The 16,979-nt window shown below is 49.1% G+C and carries 10 protein-coding genes; all 10 read right to left on the reverse strand.

Annotation, left to right across the window (positions count from 1 at the left end; genetic code table 11):
* Nucleotides 1-177: 177 nt before the first annotated feature.
* The 10 genes from HNP82_RS00280 to pelF all read right to left on the reverse strand — a co-directional run bounded on the left by HNP82_RS00280 (nt 178) and on the right by pelF (nt 16,963).
* A complete protein-coding gene (locus HNP82_RS00280; protein WP_183770167.1) occupies nt 178-1,350 on the reverse strand; it encodes an SAM-dependent methyltransferase in 1,173 nt (390 codons plus the stop codon).
* Between the two features lie 274 nt (nt 1,351-1,624).
* The gene (gene dnaK, locus HNP82_RS00285) at nt 1,625-3,385 is read right to left on the reverse strand and encodes a molecular chaperone DnaK (RefSeq protein ID WP_183770175.1); all 1,761 of its coding nucleotides are present in this window, start codon (nt 3,383-3,385) and stop codon (nt 1,625-1,627) included.
* 162 nt (nt 3,386-3,547) lie between these two features.
* Nucleotides 3,548-6,088, reverse strand: a complete 2,541-nt coding sequence (locus tag HNP82_RS00290; protein WP_183770177.1) for a chemotaxis protein CheB — start codon at nt 6,086-6,088, stop codon at nt 3,548-3,550.
* 13 nt (nt 6,089-6,101) lie between these two features.
* Nucleotides 6,102-9,293 carry a bifunctional diguanylate cyclase/phosphodiesterase gene (locus tag HNP82_RS00295; protein WP_183770179.1) on the reverse strand — a complete coding sequence of 1,064 codons (3,192 nt, stop codon included), beginning with the start codon at nt 9,291-9,293 and terminating at the stop codon, nt 6,102-6,104.
* A gap of 168 nt (nt 9,294-9,461) precedes the next feature.
* Nucleotides 9,462-10,820 (reverse strand): DUF4832 domain-containing protein, encoded by a 1,359-nt coding sequence (locus HNP82_RS00300; protein WP_243164588.1) that lies wholly within the window; start codon nt 10,818-10,820, stop codon nt 9,462-9,464.
* A gap of 20 nt (nt 10,821-10,840) precedes the next feature.
* A complete protein-coding gene (locus tag HNP82_RS00305) occupies nt 10,841-11,512 on the reverse strand; it encodes a DUF4956 domain-containing protein (RefSeq protein ID WP_183770183.1) in 672 nt (223 codons plus the stop codon).
* 29 nt (nt 11,513-11,541) lie between these two features.
* Nucleotides 11,542-12,309 carry a polyphosphate polymerase domain-containing protein gene (locus HNP82_RS00310; RefSeq protein WP_183770185.1) on the reverse strand — a complete coding sequence of 256 codons (768 nt, stop codon included), beginning with the start codon at nt 12,307-12,309 and terminating at the stop codon, nt 11,542-11,544.
* Nucleotides 12,299-14,101: a CotH kinase family protein gene (locus tag HNP82_RS00315; protein WP_243164589.1), complete on the reverse strand. Its 1,803-nt coding sequence runs from the start codon at nt 14,099-14,101 to the stop codon at nt 12,299-12,301. The genes HNP82_RS00310 and HNP82_RS00315 overlap by 11 nt, the downstream gene beginning before the upstream one ends.
* Complete coding sequence (pelG, locus tag HNP82_RS00320) at nt 14,098-15,558, reverse strand: exopolysaccharide Pel transporter PelG (protein ID WP_183770187.1); 1,461 nt, start codon at nt 15,556-15,558, stop codon at nt 14,098-14,100. The genes HNP82_RS00315 and pelG overlap by 4 nt, the downstream gene beginning before the upstream one ends.
* The gene (gene pelF / locus HNP82_RS00325; RefSeq protein ID WP_183770189.1) at nt 15,539-16,963 is read right to left on the reverse strand and encodes a GT4 family glycosyltransferase PelF; all 1,425 of its coding nucleotides are present in this window, start codon (nt 16,961-16,963) and stop codon (nt 15,539-15,541) included. The genes pelG and pelF overlap by 20 nt, the downstream gene beginning before the upstream one ends.
* Nucleotides 16,964-16,979: the final 16 nt, after the last annotated feature.

Genomic DNA, 16,979 nt, shown 5'->3' on the forward strand with positions numbered 1-16,979 from the left:
ATCGGCGCTTTAGCATAACGCAGTACGCTTCATTAAAATATATACTGATTTTTCGGGAGTGTCAAGTGCTTTTGCGTTCAAAAAAAGAGATCCCGACATAGGGATCTCCTTTGATCGCTTTCATTGTAAATGAAGGAACTCCGTGATTCATCCGTTTTCCATAAATATCTTCCGGCATTAATACCAGCGCACCATAGGCAGATCGTTGTTGATCCCCTTGGTCATTAAGATCTGATGCAGGTCGATGATGCCGTTGTGGAAGGTGGCGGCGCAGGCGGATAAATACAGATCCCACATGCGCAGGAACTTCTCATCGAACATCTTCCTTGCCTCTTCAATATGTTCTTTATAATTTTTCTCCCAGCAAAGGAGGGTACGGTTGTAGTGAAGTCTTAAATTTTCTACATCCAGAGTGTGGAAATTGTCTTCCGCAGCGCAGTAGATCATCTCCCGCAGACTCGGTACAACACCGCCGGGGAAAATATACTTTTTGATCCAGGCGTCACCGGGATGTTCCTTCAGGGCGCTGATAAAATGAAGCAAAAATACACCGCCGTCTTTAAGCACTTTGCTGACGCTGTCCATAAAAAGCTGATAGTTTTCCCGGCCAACATGCTCCACCATGCCTACGCTGACCACCCGGTCAAAGGTCTTGCCTGATGACGGCAGATCCCGGTAGTCCCTCAGCTCCACAGTCAGGTAATCTTCCAGCCCTTGGGCGCTGATCCGGCGTTTAAACTCATCATACTGCTCATGGCTTAAAGTAATGCCCGTACCTTTGATCTTATACTTTTTGGCAGCTTCAATGAGAAGAAATCCCCATCCGCAGCCAATATCCAGAAGGCTCATGCCTTCTTTAAGGCAAAGCTTGTGCAGGATGTAATCCACTTTATTCACCTGGGCCTGATACAGTGTATCATCTTCATTTTTAAAGTAGGCGCATGAATAACTCATCGTCTCATCCAGCCACAGCTTGTAAAAATCATTGCCAATATCGTAGTGGCTGGTCACTTCCTTTGCCTGATTCTTTTTAGACGTGGATGTGTGGATCAGTTTCTTCAAAGCCACGGAATCGGTGGAAAACTTACCCATCTGTCCGAGAAAATGATCCAGGGCATTGTAAAGATTTCCCTCGATCTCAATATCTCCGTTCATATAAGCCTCACCCAGGGCGATCGACGTACTGGTCAGCAAATCGCTCACCGGGATGGCCTTTTTAAAATCTACAGTAAAAGTAGGCTCACCTTCACCAACAAGGTACTCTTTGCCTTCAAAGCGGATACGAAAAGGATAATCGTCAAACTTGCTTAAAAACTTGACCATGCCCTTTTCTTCAAGTGCTTTTAACATAGGTTCTACCTCCGGTCTTTCATCATTTCCGGTTTGCCAAAGCTACCCGGAACTTATTTTATTATTACCCCATTTTTCCGGATTGTCAAGAGCGTTAAACACACGCCGTCTGCCTTTTATAGTAAACGACAAATATATTTGTCGTTTACTATAAACCCTCCGGGGGATGCGCACGATTTTTGCAAGGAAAGATCTGCGCTTTGCGCAGCAAAAATCGGCGCAGGAAATGTCATAATAAATATTATTATGACGTTTCCTATATGTTCTTCTGTTTTTATCTCCCGGCCTGTGAAAGGGTGCCCTCCAACTGCTCCCTGGCGGCGCGGATCTGGTCAAGCTGCCCTTCATCCACCTTTTCCAGACGGCACTTGACCACAAGGCGGCGAAGGGCGGCCGTATCATTTTTCAACTGCTTTCTCAGTCCTTTATCCATCTGCTTTTTCCCAGCCTGTATGGCCTGGTCTGCCTGACTTAAAAGTTTCTGGGCTTCCCCCAGAAGATCTACTGCCTTCACCCGCACTTCATCCTGGCCGGCATAGTTTTGGGCGTCCGCAATGGCCTGCTCAATCTCTGCCTCAGACATACGATCATCGGCGGTAATAGTGATGGACTGCTGCTTTCCCGTATCCAGATCCTTGGCGGAGACTTTCAAAATGCCGTTGGCGTCAATATCAAAAGTCACCTCGATCTGAGGAACCCCCGCCGGTGCCGGCTTGATCCCTTTAAGCTTAAACTTGCCGATGGTCTTATTATCCCTGGCCATAGGCCGTTCGCCCTGAAGGACATGGATATCTACCGCTGTCTGATAGGGAGCCGCAGTGGAAAAGATCTTAGAGTAACGCACTGGAAGCGTGGAGTTGCGCTCAATAAGCCGGGTAGCCACGCCGCCCACCGTCTCGATAGACAGGCTTAAAGGCGTCACATCCAAAAGGAGAAGATTTTTTCCAGTTCCTGCCGACACAAGGCCGGTTCCTGCCAGCGTACTGCCAAGGATAGCTGCGCCCTTGGCTACACACTCATCCGGGTTGATATTTTGTGACGGCTCCTTTCCTGTAAGAAAACGAACCTTCTGCTGTACAGCCGGAATGCGGGTAGATCCGCCAACTAAAAGCACCCGGCCAAGCTGGGCCGGGGATATCCCCGCGTCGGAGAGAGCGGACCGCACCGGACCTTCTGTCCGGTCAATGAGATCGGATACAAGCCGTTCAAACTGGGCTCTCGTCAGCGTCAGGTCCATATGCACCGGTTCCCCCTTGACCTGGGCCAAATATGGGAGCATGATCTGTGTCTGATCCGTGGCAGACAATTCCTTCTTGGCCTGCTCCGCCGCATCTTTGATCCGCTGCATAGCGGCGAAATCTTTGGATAAATCTACTCTATGTTCTTTTTTAAATTCTGATACGATCCAGGAGACAATCCGCTCGTCAAAGTCATCTCCGCCAAGATGGTTATCGCCGGAAGTGGACAACACCTCAATAACCCCGTCACCAATCTCAATGATGGATACATCAAACGTTCCGCCGCCAAGATCATAGACCATAACTTTCTGATCCTCACCGTGGTTCAACCCGTAAGAGAGGGCCGCGCTGGTAGGCTCGTTAACGATACGCTTCACATTCAGTCCTGCGATACGCCCCGCGTCTTTGGTGGCCTGGCGCTGGACGTCATTAAAATAGGCGGGCACGGTGATCACTGCCTCTGTGACCGGCTCGCCAAGAAAATCTTCCGCGTCCTTTTTTAGCTGCATTAAAATCATGGCGCTGATGGTCTGAGGTTTATAATCGGTTCCGTCAATGCGCATATGCCAGTTTGTACCCATATGACGCTTTACAGAGGCGATTGTCCGGTCCGGATTGGTCACCGCCTGTCTGCGGGCGCTCTCCCCCACAAGCCGCTCCCCTTTTTTCGTAAAAGCCACTACGCTTGGCGTGGTCATGGCCCCGGATGTACTTGGAATAATCACCGGGGCATTATTTTCCACAACAGCGACACAGCTGTTGGTCGTCCCCAAATCTATGCCGATTACTTTTCCCATTAATAAAATCTCCTTTAATCCATAAAATAGATAAGAAAATCCTAGCACACCCGCTGGCAAAATCAACCTTTTTTATATTTTTTTAATGTTTTTCATAAAAAATTCGTAACTTCCCAAAGAGGCCTCCGGCGCTGCCGGAGGCCTCTTTGAAAGACTTGCCCTTTATTTTTTAGCTCCAAGGCTGTCAATGATCGTGATGACAAGACCCCGGATACTGTTTTCCGTCGTCCGGTAGGGGGCAATCCTCAGGGTATAGCACCGCCCGTTCATAGATGTTACTTCCCGGTCAATGGGCACAAGATTTTTAAGAACCTGCTGCGCGTCACTGACAATATCCTCGCTGGGAAAGCTGTGGGCAAAAATCTGTACAGAACGCCCCACATCGTGATCCATCAGCTGAAACTCCCGCCCCACATATTCCGTAAATTTCCGGATGTTGAGATTGCTGTCCACAAACAAAATGCCGATCATGGTCGATGAGAGAAAATTAGACAGGTCATTGGTCAGCATCGTCAGTTCATCCAGCTTTTGCTGGTATTCCGTATTTACGGTATATAATTCCTCATTGACTGACTGAAGCTCCTCATTGGAACTTTGCAGCTCCTCGTTGGCAGTCAGCAGCTCCTCATTGGCCGCCTGGAGTTCCTCATTGACGGTCTCAAGCTCGCCGATCGTTGCCTTTAAATCATTCTGGGATTCATGAAGTTCCTGCTCCAGATCCGCAATACGCCGCGCTGCCGTAATATCCACATCATACTTTTCCGTGATCCCCTCCTCAGAGTCTCCTTCATGATGTTCAAAAAACAGTATGGCGGTAAGCCCGCTCTCCTCCTTGCCCCGCCCGGGTACAGGCGCCACCGTCAGATCCACTATCCTGCGCCCGTCTTTTAAATCCACGGCAATCCCGGTGTAGGTCACCGCTTCATGCTCAGACCGGCACCGGTTAAGGGCCGTAGAAGCCACAAGGCTTAAATCCTGATGGATCATGGCAAAAAAGTTAAACGTCGCCTTTCCCGGGGCAATGTTCATATAATCCTGATAATTTCCAAAAAAATGGACCACATTGTTAGCTTCATTTAAAATAACAGAGGCAGGGAGAAATTTTTCTAAAAACTGCACATATGTACTCTCTATGGTGTAATCCCCGCTATCCCGCTCACCGATGCCCGTTGCCCTGTGCGTCACCGTATGGATGTTTGGAATATTAAAGGCCGGCGGCGTAAACTCATCCACACGCCCTTCCCCTTTGTGGATATAAATTTTTTCCGCGCCGCAGACCGGCAAAAAGACATTGCTGTACTCTCCCGCAGTCTCGCTTTTTCCAAGAAACAGATAGCCCTCCTTTTTAAGGGCAGAGTGAAAAATTGCAAAAAGCGTCCGCTGGAGAACCGGCTGAAAATAGATCATCACATTTCTGCAGCAAATTAAATCCAACTTTCCAAAAGGGGGATCCGAGAGCATATTGTGAGGCGCGAAAATAATCATCCGGCGAATGTCCTTGGAAATCATATACTGCTCATTTTTCTTTGTAAAATACCTGGCCAGCCGCTCCGCGGATACATCGTCCACAATACTTTCTGTAAATATACCTTTGCCCGCCTGCTCGATCGCCCTGGTGTCCACATCCGTGGCAAAAATTTTCACATCCCTGTGAGTATTCATCTCATTCATCACTTCACTGAACAAAATAGCGATGGAGTAAGCCTCCTCCCCGGTGGAACACCCGGCGCTCCACACCCGGATAGAGCCGTTGGGGGCAGTGCGCCGGACAATCGTATAAATAATTTCATTCTTCAGCTTCTCAAAATAATCCGCGTCCCTGAAAAAACTGGTCACACCTATGAGAATCTCTTTGGAGAGGGTGTTGCTCTCCTCCTTATCATTCATTAAAAGATTCACATACTCGTTCAGGCTGGCACTGTGAGTGACCACCATCCGCCGCTCAATCCGGCGAAGGACCGTCGTGCGCTTATAATTTGTAAAATCAATGCCGCTGGCTTTTTTCAGCAGGCTGTAAATATGGGAAAATGTCTCCTCGTCGGAAAACAGCACTTCTTTTTCATGTAACTTTATAATAGAAGGATTGTTGGAAAAATTTAAAATCTCCTCCACAATCTCCTCCGGCGAAAGTACGAAATCCGCCAGCCCTGTGTTCATGGCGCTTCTGGGCATCCCGTCAAATTTAGCAGTCTCCGGATCCTGAACAATCACAAGTCCGCCGTTTTCCTTGATCGCCTTAATTCCGCTGGTGCCGTCGGAACCAGTGCCGGACATAACCACGGCAATGGCCTTTTCCCGCCCCTCCCTGGCCAGGGAATTAAAAAATACGTCAATGGGATGATTAAGGCGGCCCGGAATCTGTTCTTCCAGGATGAGGTGACTGCCTTTTAACAGAAGATTATGCTTGGGAGGGATCAGATACACTGTATCCGGAAAAATTTCCATGCCATCTTCCGCCTGGAGTACAGTCATCTCCGTATGTTTTCCCAGAATATCTGCCATCAGGCTTTTATAATCCGGGGATAAATGCTGAATCACAACAAAACACAGGCCGCTGTTGCCCGGCATATGATGAAAAAACTGCTGAAGGGCCTCTAAACCCCCGGCAGAAGCCCCGATGCCGATTACCAAAAGTTTATCCTTTTTATCCGGGTGATTTTCCACATTCTGATGATTTTCTTTTAATATCTCTCCACTCATCATCGGTACAACCTCCTCAAACTTTCTCAGTCGTCTGCCCGCTTAAATAAAGCTCCTCAAACTTCCATGCCGGCACCGGCTTTGAATAATAATATCCCTGGGCGTAAAGGCATCCCGCTTCAACAAGCGTGCGGATCTGCTGGCGGTTTTCCACCCCTTCAGCCACACAGTTCATTTCAAAATTCCGGCATATATCCGCAATATTTTTCACAAGCATTGTACTGATCTCGTTCCCCACAATATCTTTGACAAGACTTCGGTCCAGCTTGATCGTATTAAACCGGATATGGCTTAAAATAGACATATTGGCATAACTGGAACCAAAATCGTCCAATTCAAATTCTATATTAAACTCCCTGAAGCGTTCCACCACCGCCGAGAGCGTTGGCGTCTCAACCGTCCCCGCGGTCTCAGTAATCTCAAGATCCACCTGCCCCTGGGGAATATCGGGGTAGCGGCTCTGAATTGCCAGCACAGAGGCCAGTGTGTTAGGGTGAAACAATGTGCGCCGGGATATGTTTACAGAAATTTTCGGCAGAGCAAGGCCTTTTTTTCGCCACTGATCCAGCTGGCAAAATACACTTTCTAACATAAAGAAATCCAGTTCTCTGATGCCTCCGTCTCTCTCCAGAGATTCGACAAATTCGCCGGGCATAATGATCCGGCCGTTTTCCCCAAGTCCCCGGACGACAGCTTCCGCACCCACCAGATGACCGTCTCTCATATCCACTTTCGGCTGATAATAAGGAATATACTGCTTTACAGCCACGGGGAAAGTCTTCTCGGACCACAGGCTGACAGAGGAAGCAGACATTCCCGGCGACAGGGCCACGTCACATTTCATAAGGTTTTTCGCTTCCCTCACCAGGGCTCTGGCATTAAAGATCCCGTCAGACCATGTGCTGCCCATTTTTATAATTCCCGGATAACGGCGGGCAATCCGCGTCCTTAACCGCAGGCAGCGCGCGTTAAACACATCCTGCGTGGTGTCTGGCAGCAGAGCGGCAAACTCCGCATCCCAAATCCGGAACACATATTTATGTTCAAAAACCGTTTCCAATTCTTCCAGCATACAGTTCAGGACATCACAGCCATAGGAAAACCCCCGGGTGGCGTTGAGCGATGAAAAATCGCTGACACACAAAACGACAGCCCCCATGGTACTGTAATGGTCCGAATTAAACGCATAGGCGATATTCTCATAATCCCGCAGATTTGGCAGGTTATTTAAAGGGTCCTGTATTGCAGATCCCCCGGCCTTTTCCGTCTTCCAAAAATGCCTTGCGATTTCCAAAAAGGGTACACTGACCTGCTGAACAAAATGCAGCGATTGGGCGTGAACTTTTGCATTTTCCACGCACACAAAGCCGAGCGTCTTCCTGCCGCTTAACAGGGGACAAATCATAAAACAGCTGTACTGACAGGTATGATCCGCAGATCCCCACGGCCGGCTGACCGTGGCCGGCTCAGAAGTCTCCACGCACTGAAGAAGCGTGGGAAATTTGTCAATGCTGATGCCGGCCCCGCTTTGTCGGATACTGTGCTTTCCATGGCTATCCCACTCATAGCGGAGAGAAACTTCCCTCTGGTCTTTGGACAATGTCAGCATAAAGGCTCTGTCCGCCTGATAATAATCGCCGATTCCCTCTAAGAGACGTCTAGCGCAGTCACTCAGAGATTTTGAAGTAATCATGGCCGTCACACAGTCAAAGGCTGCCTTTGCCTCGTCTTCCTCCCGAAAATCACCGTCCTTAGCAGCGCGGGGCTCTTTTTGTGTACGGCCAGATGCGTCCGCGCAGGGCTCTCCCGGTACACCGGTGTCGCATTTTAAAACCTTGTCCGTCCCGGACAGAGCGCGGCTTTCTCCCTGGATCTGCAGGTCATCCTCCCGGGCAAAAACTACGGAATCCATAGCGGCATTAGCCCACATATGGCACAGAAAATCCGCCTGTTCCAAAAGATGATCCCATTGGATTTCCAGGACTTTCCTGATGACAACACCTGCGACAAACCGCATCTGTTCAACCGGCCTCACATCGCCTAAGACGTTGCGCACATAGGCAAAGCCATCCTCTACGTGCTGGCGGATTTTGTATTTGGAATCCTCCTCCACGAAAAAGAGAAATTTTCCCACATCGTATCGGACAAAAATTCCGTCATTGCCAAGGGCCAGGGACAATGCCACACCTATCCAGTCATAAATCCGCTGATCCCCGCTCTTTCTATCCTCCCCGGCTTCTCCCCCTATGAGAGTGACAGCGATAAGCGCGCAGGTTTTGTCCGGATCTAAGGTGGCAAGCCATGCTTTAATCATACCGACACCTGTGAAATACTGATACATCCCACCATTGGGATCATATTCAATATTTTCCGTCAGAAGATTTTCTTTCTCATGTATGGGCTGAGCATCGGTAAAACAGGCAAAAACATAGACCTGTCCCGTGGATTTATCCTCTTTAAGGTTAACAGTCCCACGCATCCAGCGGATATTACCGCCGCTGTCCACACGGCGGTAATCTTTTGAAAACCACCGCTGTCCGGATTTGTATCGTAAAATCAGCGCCTCCCTCTGAAAATCCTCCTCAAAAGCTTTCGTCTCTCCCCGGGCAAAAAGATGTTTTTCTCTGTGATTGATCATATCGCTATAAGAAAGTCCGCGGGCCCATGGGGAGCAGTTAGCGCCTTCCAGCCACAGGTTTTCAATCACATCTTCCGTCAGACTGGCGCTGATCCGCAGAAGAAGACGGTGGCGCACCAGTTCCGGCAGAGGCCGCCTTGGAAACGCTGAAAAAATTGTCCCGGACACACTTGGAAGATTCTCCCGTATCCCCACAGCTTTCGCCGGCATCCCCCCGCTGTCCAGAATCATCCGGTAGGTCAGAGAAACCCACTGGTAACATCCGTCCTCCTGTTCCTTCATGATAAAATTGGCCGATCCTCCGCTGCTGCCGCTTAAAAGATCTGCCCCGAATTTTAAAAAGGCTTCCTCAGAATCTGGATGAACCAGTCCCCTATCTATAAATCCTTTCGGAAAATTCTTAATTTCTGTTGTTTCGTCACAGGCCCACTTTTCTATGTCATATACGCTGTAAATTCTGCTGTTTATATCTACTTCCCACAAAATATGGGGCGCTTTTCCCATAGCGAGAGCGAGCATCTCATGTTCCTCTCTGAATGCCTGATTTACTGCCGCAGCTGCATGATCCATAAACACCCCTCTTTTCCTTTTCAGATCTAATATCTTATATTGCCGCCATCTGATCTTATCCCAGTTAATTTTTCCACCGCAGACATCAGGGCATCAAGCCGGACTCAGAGCGGGGTCGCTGACTCTCAAAGCGTTGGACAAATAGAGATTTGAGAACGTCCGTCTAGCTTACTGCCCCGAAAATAATACAAATCTTTCACTATTTTGTGTCCCTTCGTTGGCCAGGCGCACTGCGTCCTTCCCGGTCATCGGATCCACAATCCCAAGGCTGACTGTCATGCCGCTGTCCAGAGATTTCAGCACATGAGTTTCAAGTTTTACAGACAAATTTATCTTTTCTCCCGGTAGAAGCTGTGAAAGTCGAAAATCCAGTTTCTTTTTCTCAACAATCTGTCCCCGGCCGTCCTGAATGTAAACACATACCGGCCAATCTTTATAAAAAGGAGCCACGCCGTCATTTTCCAGTGTAAAGGACAAACGGCTGCCTCCAAATCTCGGTTTTAACGAGGCTGACGAAATCCACAGCCGGTATCCCATATTTTCAAGGAGAGTCTCATAGCCCGGCACATTTTCCCTGTCTGGAATCTTCGGACCTAGAAATGTAGTGTGGGAAGCTCTTGTCAAAGCCACCGTCTGATCCAGCGCCTCTCCCATAAGCGTCTCCATGGGTACGGAACTTGTCAGCTCCCCTCCGCTTGGCGCTGTCATCCAAAAATCCTCCATAGCCGCCAGGGCGTCTTCCTCCCCGGTCTGGGTATAGACGCCTCCGCTGTCAATCCACGACAGCCATGTCCGGGTGCTGTCCGCCTCCCCGGCCATGTCATTGTAAAGGCCAAACCCGTACTCCGCGGCCTCCTTGAACGGCCGGCGCATAAGGATCATGGCGTTTGGAAAGGCCTCCCTCCAGGGAAGAATGTATTCCAGGCGCACATCGCTGTCAGGTATGGATGGGAGCCCGACAGATGTATTTACATGCCACTCTCCCCAGTGGCCCAGACTTCCAAGTTCAATAAAACTGACGAGGCCGTCGCCGCCCCATCGCTGCCCCATGGCCTCCACCGCCCGACGATGCCCCTCGATAAAAATTTCATTGTTATAATCGGGACAGTAGCCAAGGCCATATTCCATGTCATACCACTGTCCATCCTTCCCTGTCTCCTCATAGAGCCAATCAGGAATATCCATATGAGGTTCATCTCCTGGGATATCGCAGACAAATCGAAGGACAATATGCCGGCCTTCCTCACGCCACCGTAAAAACTGATTTTCTTCCTCAATACTCTCCCAGTCATAGCCTCCTTTTTCAGGCTCCAGCTCCCGCCAGGTCACATCCACATAAAGGAGCTGGATATCCTGGGAAAGTTCCTCATGCCAAGCGCTGGGAGCATAGCCCATAAGAGGGTTTCCAAACACTTCCCCCGACTGGGTAAACACCTTTTTTTCACTATAAAAAAACATGTTCCAAAAATATACTCCTATCACTGCAGCCGCAGCCAAAATGCCTGCCGCCACCCATTTTTTAGCCATACTATTCTCCATTATATTTTTCAGCCATGATATTCTCCATTATACTGGATCAGCGTGACATCGTCCACGCCTTCCATAGACCGGATCTTTTCCATAAAACTGATATTTTCCCGCTTACAGAAAACTTCCACGGCCATTTCTACCTGCTGGCCCCGCATAGTCTTGGATTTGACAAAATATTTCATTTTTCCAAAATTCTGGATAATCTTATCGCCGATATCATCCCCGGTATAATGGATGATGGTTATGTATATTTTACCCTTTTCCTGGCGGTAATAAAAGATCAGGATCATGATCACCACAAAAACTGCGGCGGTCAGGGCCAGAAGATACATCCCCGCCCCCATAGTAATACCGGTGGTAATAGCCCAGAACAGATACAGAAGATCCATAGGGTCCTTCACTGCGGTGCGGTAGCGGACGATGGACAGGGCGCCCACCATACCGAGGGAAATCACGATGTTGGTGCTGATAGCCAGCGTTACCATACAGGTCAGCACAGTCATCCCCACCAGGGTGACAGCAAAACTTCTTGAAAACACAACGCCAGTATAAAACTTCCGGTAAATAAAATAAATAAAACAGCCTAAGAGCAATGATAAAAACAACGCTATGATCACCCTTGGCGCGTCATAGGTGGTAAAAACTCCGGATTCCAGGATGGAATTTTTGATCATATCCCGAATACTCATTTTTTTCTCCCTTTCTTCTAAACGTTCTCTTATTCATGCCAGTATTCAAAACTGTGGAGATACTGGGTTTTCTCACAGCACAGCACATATTTGGACACCGCTGTAAATTCCGAGGCTTTCGGCGGAAGGATATTTCTGAGAAACTGTGGAAGCATCTGGGTATATTTCACTTCCATAACCATCTTTCCCGGCTCAAGCACAGGAATACAGGGGAGCTTGGGGTCAAAAATGTCATAGTTTCCCACCGCCGCCCTCACATCGGAATCCATGGTAACGCGCACGGTTCCCTCATCTAAAATCCAGGGCTCCCGCTCGTAATCCACGATCACACGAGGACGCATCACATGGCACATGCATTCCACATAAAACTCCCGGCACAGAGGGTATGGACTGTGGAGCAGAAAATCATAGTCCCCCCGAATCAGCTTCATCGTCTCCTCCCGGGTGAGCGGGGCGTCCTCCTTGTATATATAGCTGCCGAATTTCCTTTTCCGCTCCAGCTTTATACTTTTGTCGCTGCAATTGTAGATCCGTATCCTGTATTTTTTCCGCATGAGGATACCGCCGGACTTCTCCTCAAGAGCGCTGTTCCAGTAATCATCAAAATAAAGGCTTCGGATCATATATCCGCCGCCGGCGGCGTGAGGGTCCAGGGTAAGAAAATGTTTCAGCCGCAGCCGAATCAGTTCCTTTTCAGCAGTATTAATAAGATATTTCCATTCATGGCGAAACTGCTCTTTCTTCCCGCTGTCCGTCCCCCCGCTATCCAACCAGGCAGTTTTTTCGCTATTCTTCATAGGTATCCTCCCCGATAGTGCCGTCAGGGTTGACATAAAAGGACAGCATACCGTAATGTTTTCCCGCGTCAGTGACATAGTAGTCAAAGGCGTCCTGAGTATATCCCGATTCATTGGTCGCCCGGATGCGTACAAAATATTGACCGGTCTCCGGGATGTCCACACTCACCTGAGGCAGAACAACATTTTCCTCACTGTAGATCACATCGTTAAACATATAATCGGAGGACAGCTCCACAGTGTAGACAATGTCTTCCGCGTCCAGATCATAGGCCGGGTCCCATGTAAAAACCAATTTATCCCCTTCAATGGCCGGAACGCCAATATAGAAAGGCATAGGTTTTTCCAGGCTTTCCAGATAGCGCTGGTAGCACTCCTCCACCTCATAGGGGATGGCCGCCACATTCTCGTCGTACTCCTCCTCAGTAAATTCCATATACATCACATCCGGCATAGAATAGGCGTAGGGTTTGACGACAGCGGCATAGCGTTGGGTCAGCTCGGTCAGCCGCTCCACAGAAAGATACTCTCTAAGCTCCTGGATCACATCATCCAGGTAAGCCCGGAAAGTTTCCGACTTTAAGCACCGCTGGAACAATATATTGCCCCAGTAGTTGCTGATCCCCGCCTCCCAGCTTCCGCTTTCAATAAACTCTTCCATTTCGTACTCTGTAATGGAAAAAGCCTTGTCATTATCCCATGGGATAATATACCATGTGTTGGAATTTTGAGGGCTGTAAATATACATATTCCGGCTCTGAGTATCTGTATTCCCGATCAAGATCTGAAAAGCCATCCAGTAGGCAATATTTTCCACATCAAAATATTCCTCCAGCACATCCTCTATAGGAATGGTGTAGTTATTTAACGCGTCCAGCATGGCGATAAGCTTTGTGTGGTCGCTGTCCCCCTTCACCTCCAGAAGCTCTTCAAAGGCAGTAAGGTCATAGTCCGGGTCAGTCTCCAGCATGATCACATCCTCATAGCGGTAAAACTCGAAAAAGTTGATCTTATAAAGATGGCCGTTTTTGTCAAGACCGTGGGCCTCCAGCCCCCGTTTATTGAGCTGCTCCACCTGAGTATAAAGGCCGTAATCCTCAAACTGGCCTTCCGTCCCCTGGGTGTTATCTTTCACATAGAGGTGGACAAACTGAGTCCTCATGCTCATGATCTGGGGAATGCCCTGGAGCAGCTCATAGACAAGCTTATTGCGGAAACGGGTGCCATCCCCCTGATGCTTGTTCAGATTAATGGTGCGCTGGCCGTTCCATGTCCCTTTATTGTCTTTGAGTTCAATCTTATAGTTTTTCTGAGTGTTGCGGCTGGAAGTCTGCCCCCGGATCTGGACGGTAGCGTTGGGGGCTTTTTCCCCGTAACCCACTTCCCCGGCCACAGGGCCGTTCTCATCCCCAACCTGCAAGAGAGCGGCCACCTGGTAACGTTCCACCCCCATTTCCTCATAGTCATAAACAGAGTAGGTATTGATCTCCTCCCATGTGTGATCGGTATTTTCCGCCGAGTTTCCCCGGCTTACTGTCAGGTACATAGTCACCACACTTGTATCATCCTCGTTGGCGTAGAGAAGATCTTTGTCCCTCAAATGGATGCTGTTAATATCCTGGGCCGGCGCCTTATCCACGGAAAAACTTTCTTCATCCCCGGACACATTATAGACATCCATAGTTTCCCTGGTCTTGGAATCTATCGGGATACCTGAATCCGCGGAACATGCCGCCAACACCCCGCAAAGGGCCATAATGGCGCTGCATTTAAAAAGCTCGTTCAATTTCAATGATCTGTTCCTCCTTCCAGTTTTTTTTCAAGAAAATACTCTAAACGGGTAAAAAGTCCGTATTTATCAATTTCAACTACAGGCTGGGTACTTAATATGTAGTAGGGCAGTTTTTTTGTAAACATATCCAGCCTTATAAGGGCGGCCACCAAAAAGACGCTGCTCCCAATCATAAAGGCAAAACCGTAATAGGTCTGAGGGAAAAACAGGGAGATCACCGTGCCTGTGCCGGCCACCGCCGCAAAGAGAACAGAGGCGAAGAGAGCCCCTTTATAATCGGTAAAATAGAGAAGAATCAAAACAATCGTCTCCCCAACAGCGTAAACTCCGTATCCTGCGCAGAGAATCCGAAAATATCCCTGCATCAGATCATTAAATCCAAGAGGGAGGAGATTCAGCACGATCTCCCCGATGGAGATGGCCAGAGCCGTTGTAAACAACTGCTTAATGGCCGTATATTTTAATTCATGGTTAAGGACTTCCAGCATCTCGTTTTCCGCCTGGATAATATCCCCGATGGATCCCTGATCGTTAAAGAGACTGTAGTAGGCCCGGTATTTAGGATAAAAATTCACTTCCACCGACACTACAAAATTGACGGTAGTCACAAGGATCGTTATAAAAGCCAGCAGCGCCGGAACGTCGTGCCATGGCGCGCCGTAAAACAGCCCCTGAACCTGAATGCCGATAGGGCCGGCCCACATAATGACCAGGTGGGCAAACAGGCCCAGATTAATACACAGGCCGGTAAATGCCAGGGGAAGGAACTGATCGATCCATCGAAGAAATAAAAAGGCGCTGACGCTGCTCTGTGGAAAATAGCTGTAGAGGAGAATCATATCCCACACGAGCATAACCCCGTACCCGGTAAATACTGCCAGCATCATGCCGATCTCGTAGGACATCCCCAGTTTTAAAAAGATGTACCCGGTGACAAAAGTGACCAGCACTGCCGCCAGAAAAGACAGCATAATCCCCTTGTAATCTTTAATGGCTGTGAGATAGCTCATAGCGTTCCACACAATAATCAGCTCGCAAAACAGCCCCAGATTGATCCCTATAAGAATCAGGTTGATCCCTGAAAATATGAGAAAGATCCCGTAAAGGACACCCCCTGCCACAAGCATGATCCCTGATGACCCCCAAAAGGATGGCAGGATCGTCTCCTCCTGACGGGCATAGATCATATCCGCGATAAAACGGGTGACGACCATGGAGAAGAAGCTGGTCACAGTCAGGGAGGCCAGAAGGGTGTAGGTGATCATACATACGATCAGCTCCCGGCTGTGGAGAGACGCTCCCATGCGGTCACACAAAAACATGACGCCAAGTAAAAGCAGCACTCCCAGGAGCATGGGGCCGGCACAGATGACGCCGGCATAGCCGTAAGCCCTGAAAATAGCAAAGATACCTTTTCTACGGAACAGTTTTTTTAATTCAAATCCGATTCCCGCCATAGACTTCCTCAACCTCTCTGTATAATCTTCTGTATTCCCGGATCATCCGCTCGTGACGGTATCCGGCGGCCACCCTCTGCTTTCCGGCCTCCCCCATTCTCAGGCGTCTGGGCCTGGAAACGCACATCTTCTCCATGGCGTCCGCCAATCCCTCCCGGTACATGGGCGGCACACAATATCCCGCCGGTCCCAGCGCATCCCCTGCCTTACCTTCTAAAAGTTCACGGCAGCAGCCCACATCGGTGGTGACACAGGGACGGCCCGCGGCCATAGATTCCAGGACAGACAAAGGCTGTCCCTCGGAAATACTTGTGAGCAGGGTAAAATCCAGCTTTTCCATATATTTAACCACATCCACCCGGCCGGTAAAGATAATCTGCTTCAGATCCATCTGCTCCACAAGGGCGTAGCACTCCTGGGCGTACTCCTCGTCATCCACCCCGCCCATAATGTGGAGCCGCACGTTCTCAACACGGGAACACAGCTCATAGAAGGCGTAAATCATGGTTTTAATATCTTTAATCGGCGCCATGCGCACCACCGCGCCGATATCCACCCAGCCGTCCTCCGCCTTCACAGGTATACCGGCAAACCGGTCATAATCCACACCGTTCTCAATGACACGGCACTTCTTCGGGTCACAGCCCATATCCATCTGTATATGCATGGCGTTGGTAAACAGGCTTGTGATCCGGAAAGCCCGGCTGTAAATAATATCAGAAAGCATATAGAAAAAACGTATCCACTGCTTTTTAAATGCCGGGACAACCCACTTTGCCCGAATGATCTCCTCCTCCCGCTCCCGTGTGTAGATTCCATGCTCCGTCAGCAGCAGGGGGCGCTGATAGCGCCAGCTCCCAAGGCTTGCCAGAAGGCCGCCGTACCCGGTACAGATGGAATGGTACACATCCGCCTGGGGCACCTCCGTTCCCAGGAGATAAAGAACCGGCAGCAGCATGGACCGCATAGTGTGGAAAGCGTCGGCAAAGGCAATATATGGATATTTTTCCAGGCAGATTTTTGTCAGCGTCTCCAAAAAGACGGAGCTTTTTAAAAATGTCATGGGGTTAAGCCTGCGGTTCTGGAACAGGTCAAACAAAACCTCCCACTTCGGGGATTGACAGTCCATGAGCTGTTCAAAGGCTTCCTCCTCCTCGTCGGTAAATGTGATCCGCCGGTCCTTTTTCTCTTTTAATGTGAGGGCCGTGTCCAGAAAAACTTCATGGATCTCTGTCACATTGTCGGGAAGCTCATAGACAAATTTTCCCCGGTCTTTTTCACAGGCGCCGATGACCCACAAAATGAATTCATGTTCCTTCATTATATTAATATACTGGTGCATCCATGTGGACACGCCGCCGTGAACATAGGGATAGCAGCCTTCCAGTATCAGACAAATCTTCATTATTCTCACCCGTCTC

The organism is Catenibacillus scindens (genome assembly GCF_014202115.1).
In the GTDB taxonomy this organism is placed as follows: Bacteria; Bacillota; Clostridia; order Lachnospirales; family Lachnospiraceae; genus Catenibacillus; species Catenibacillus scindens.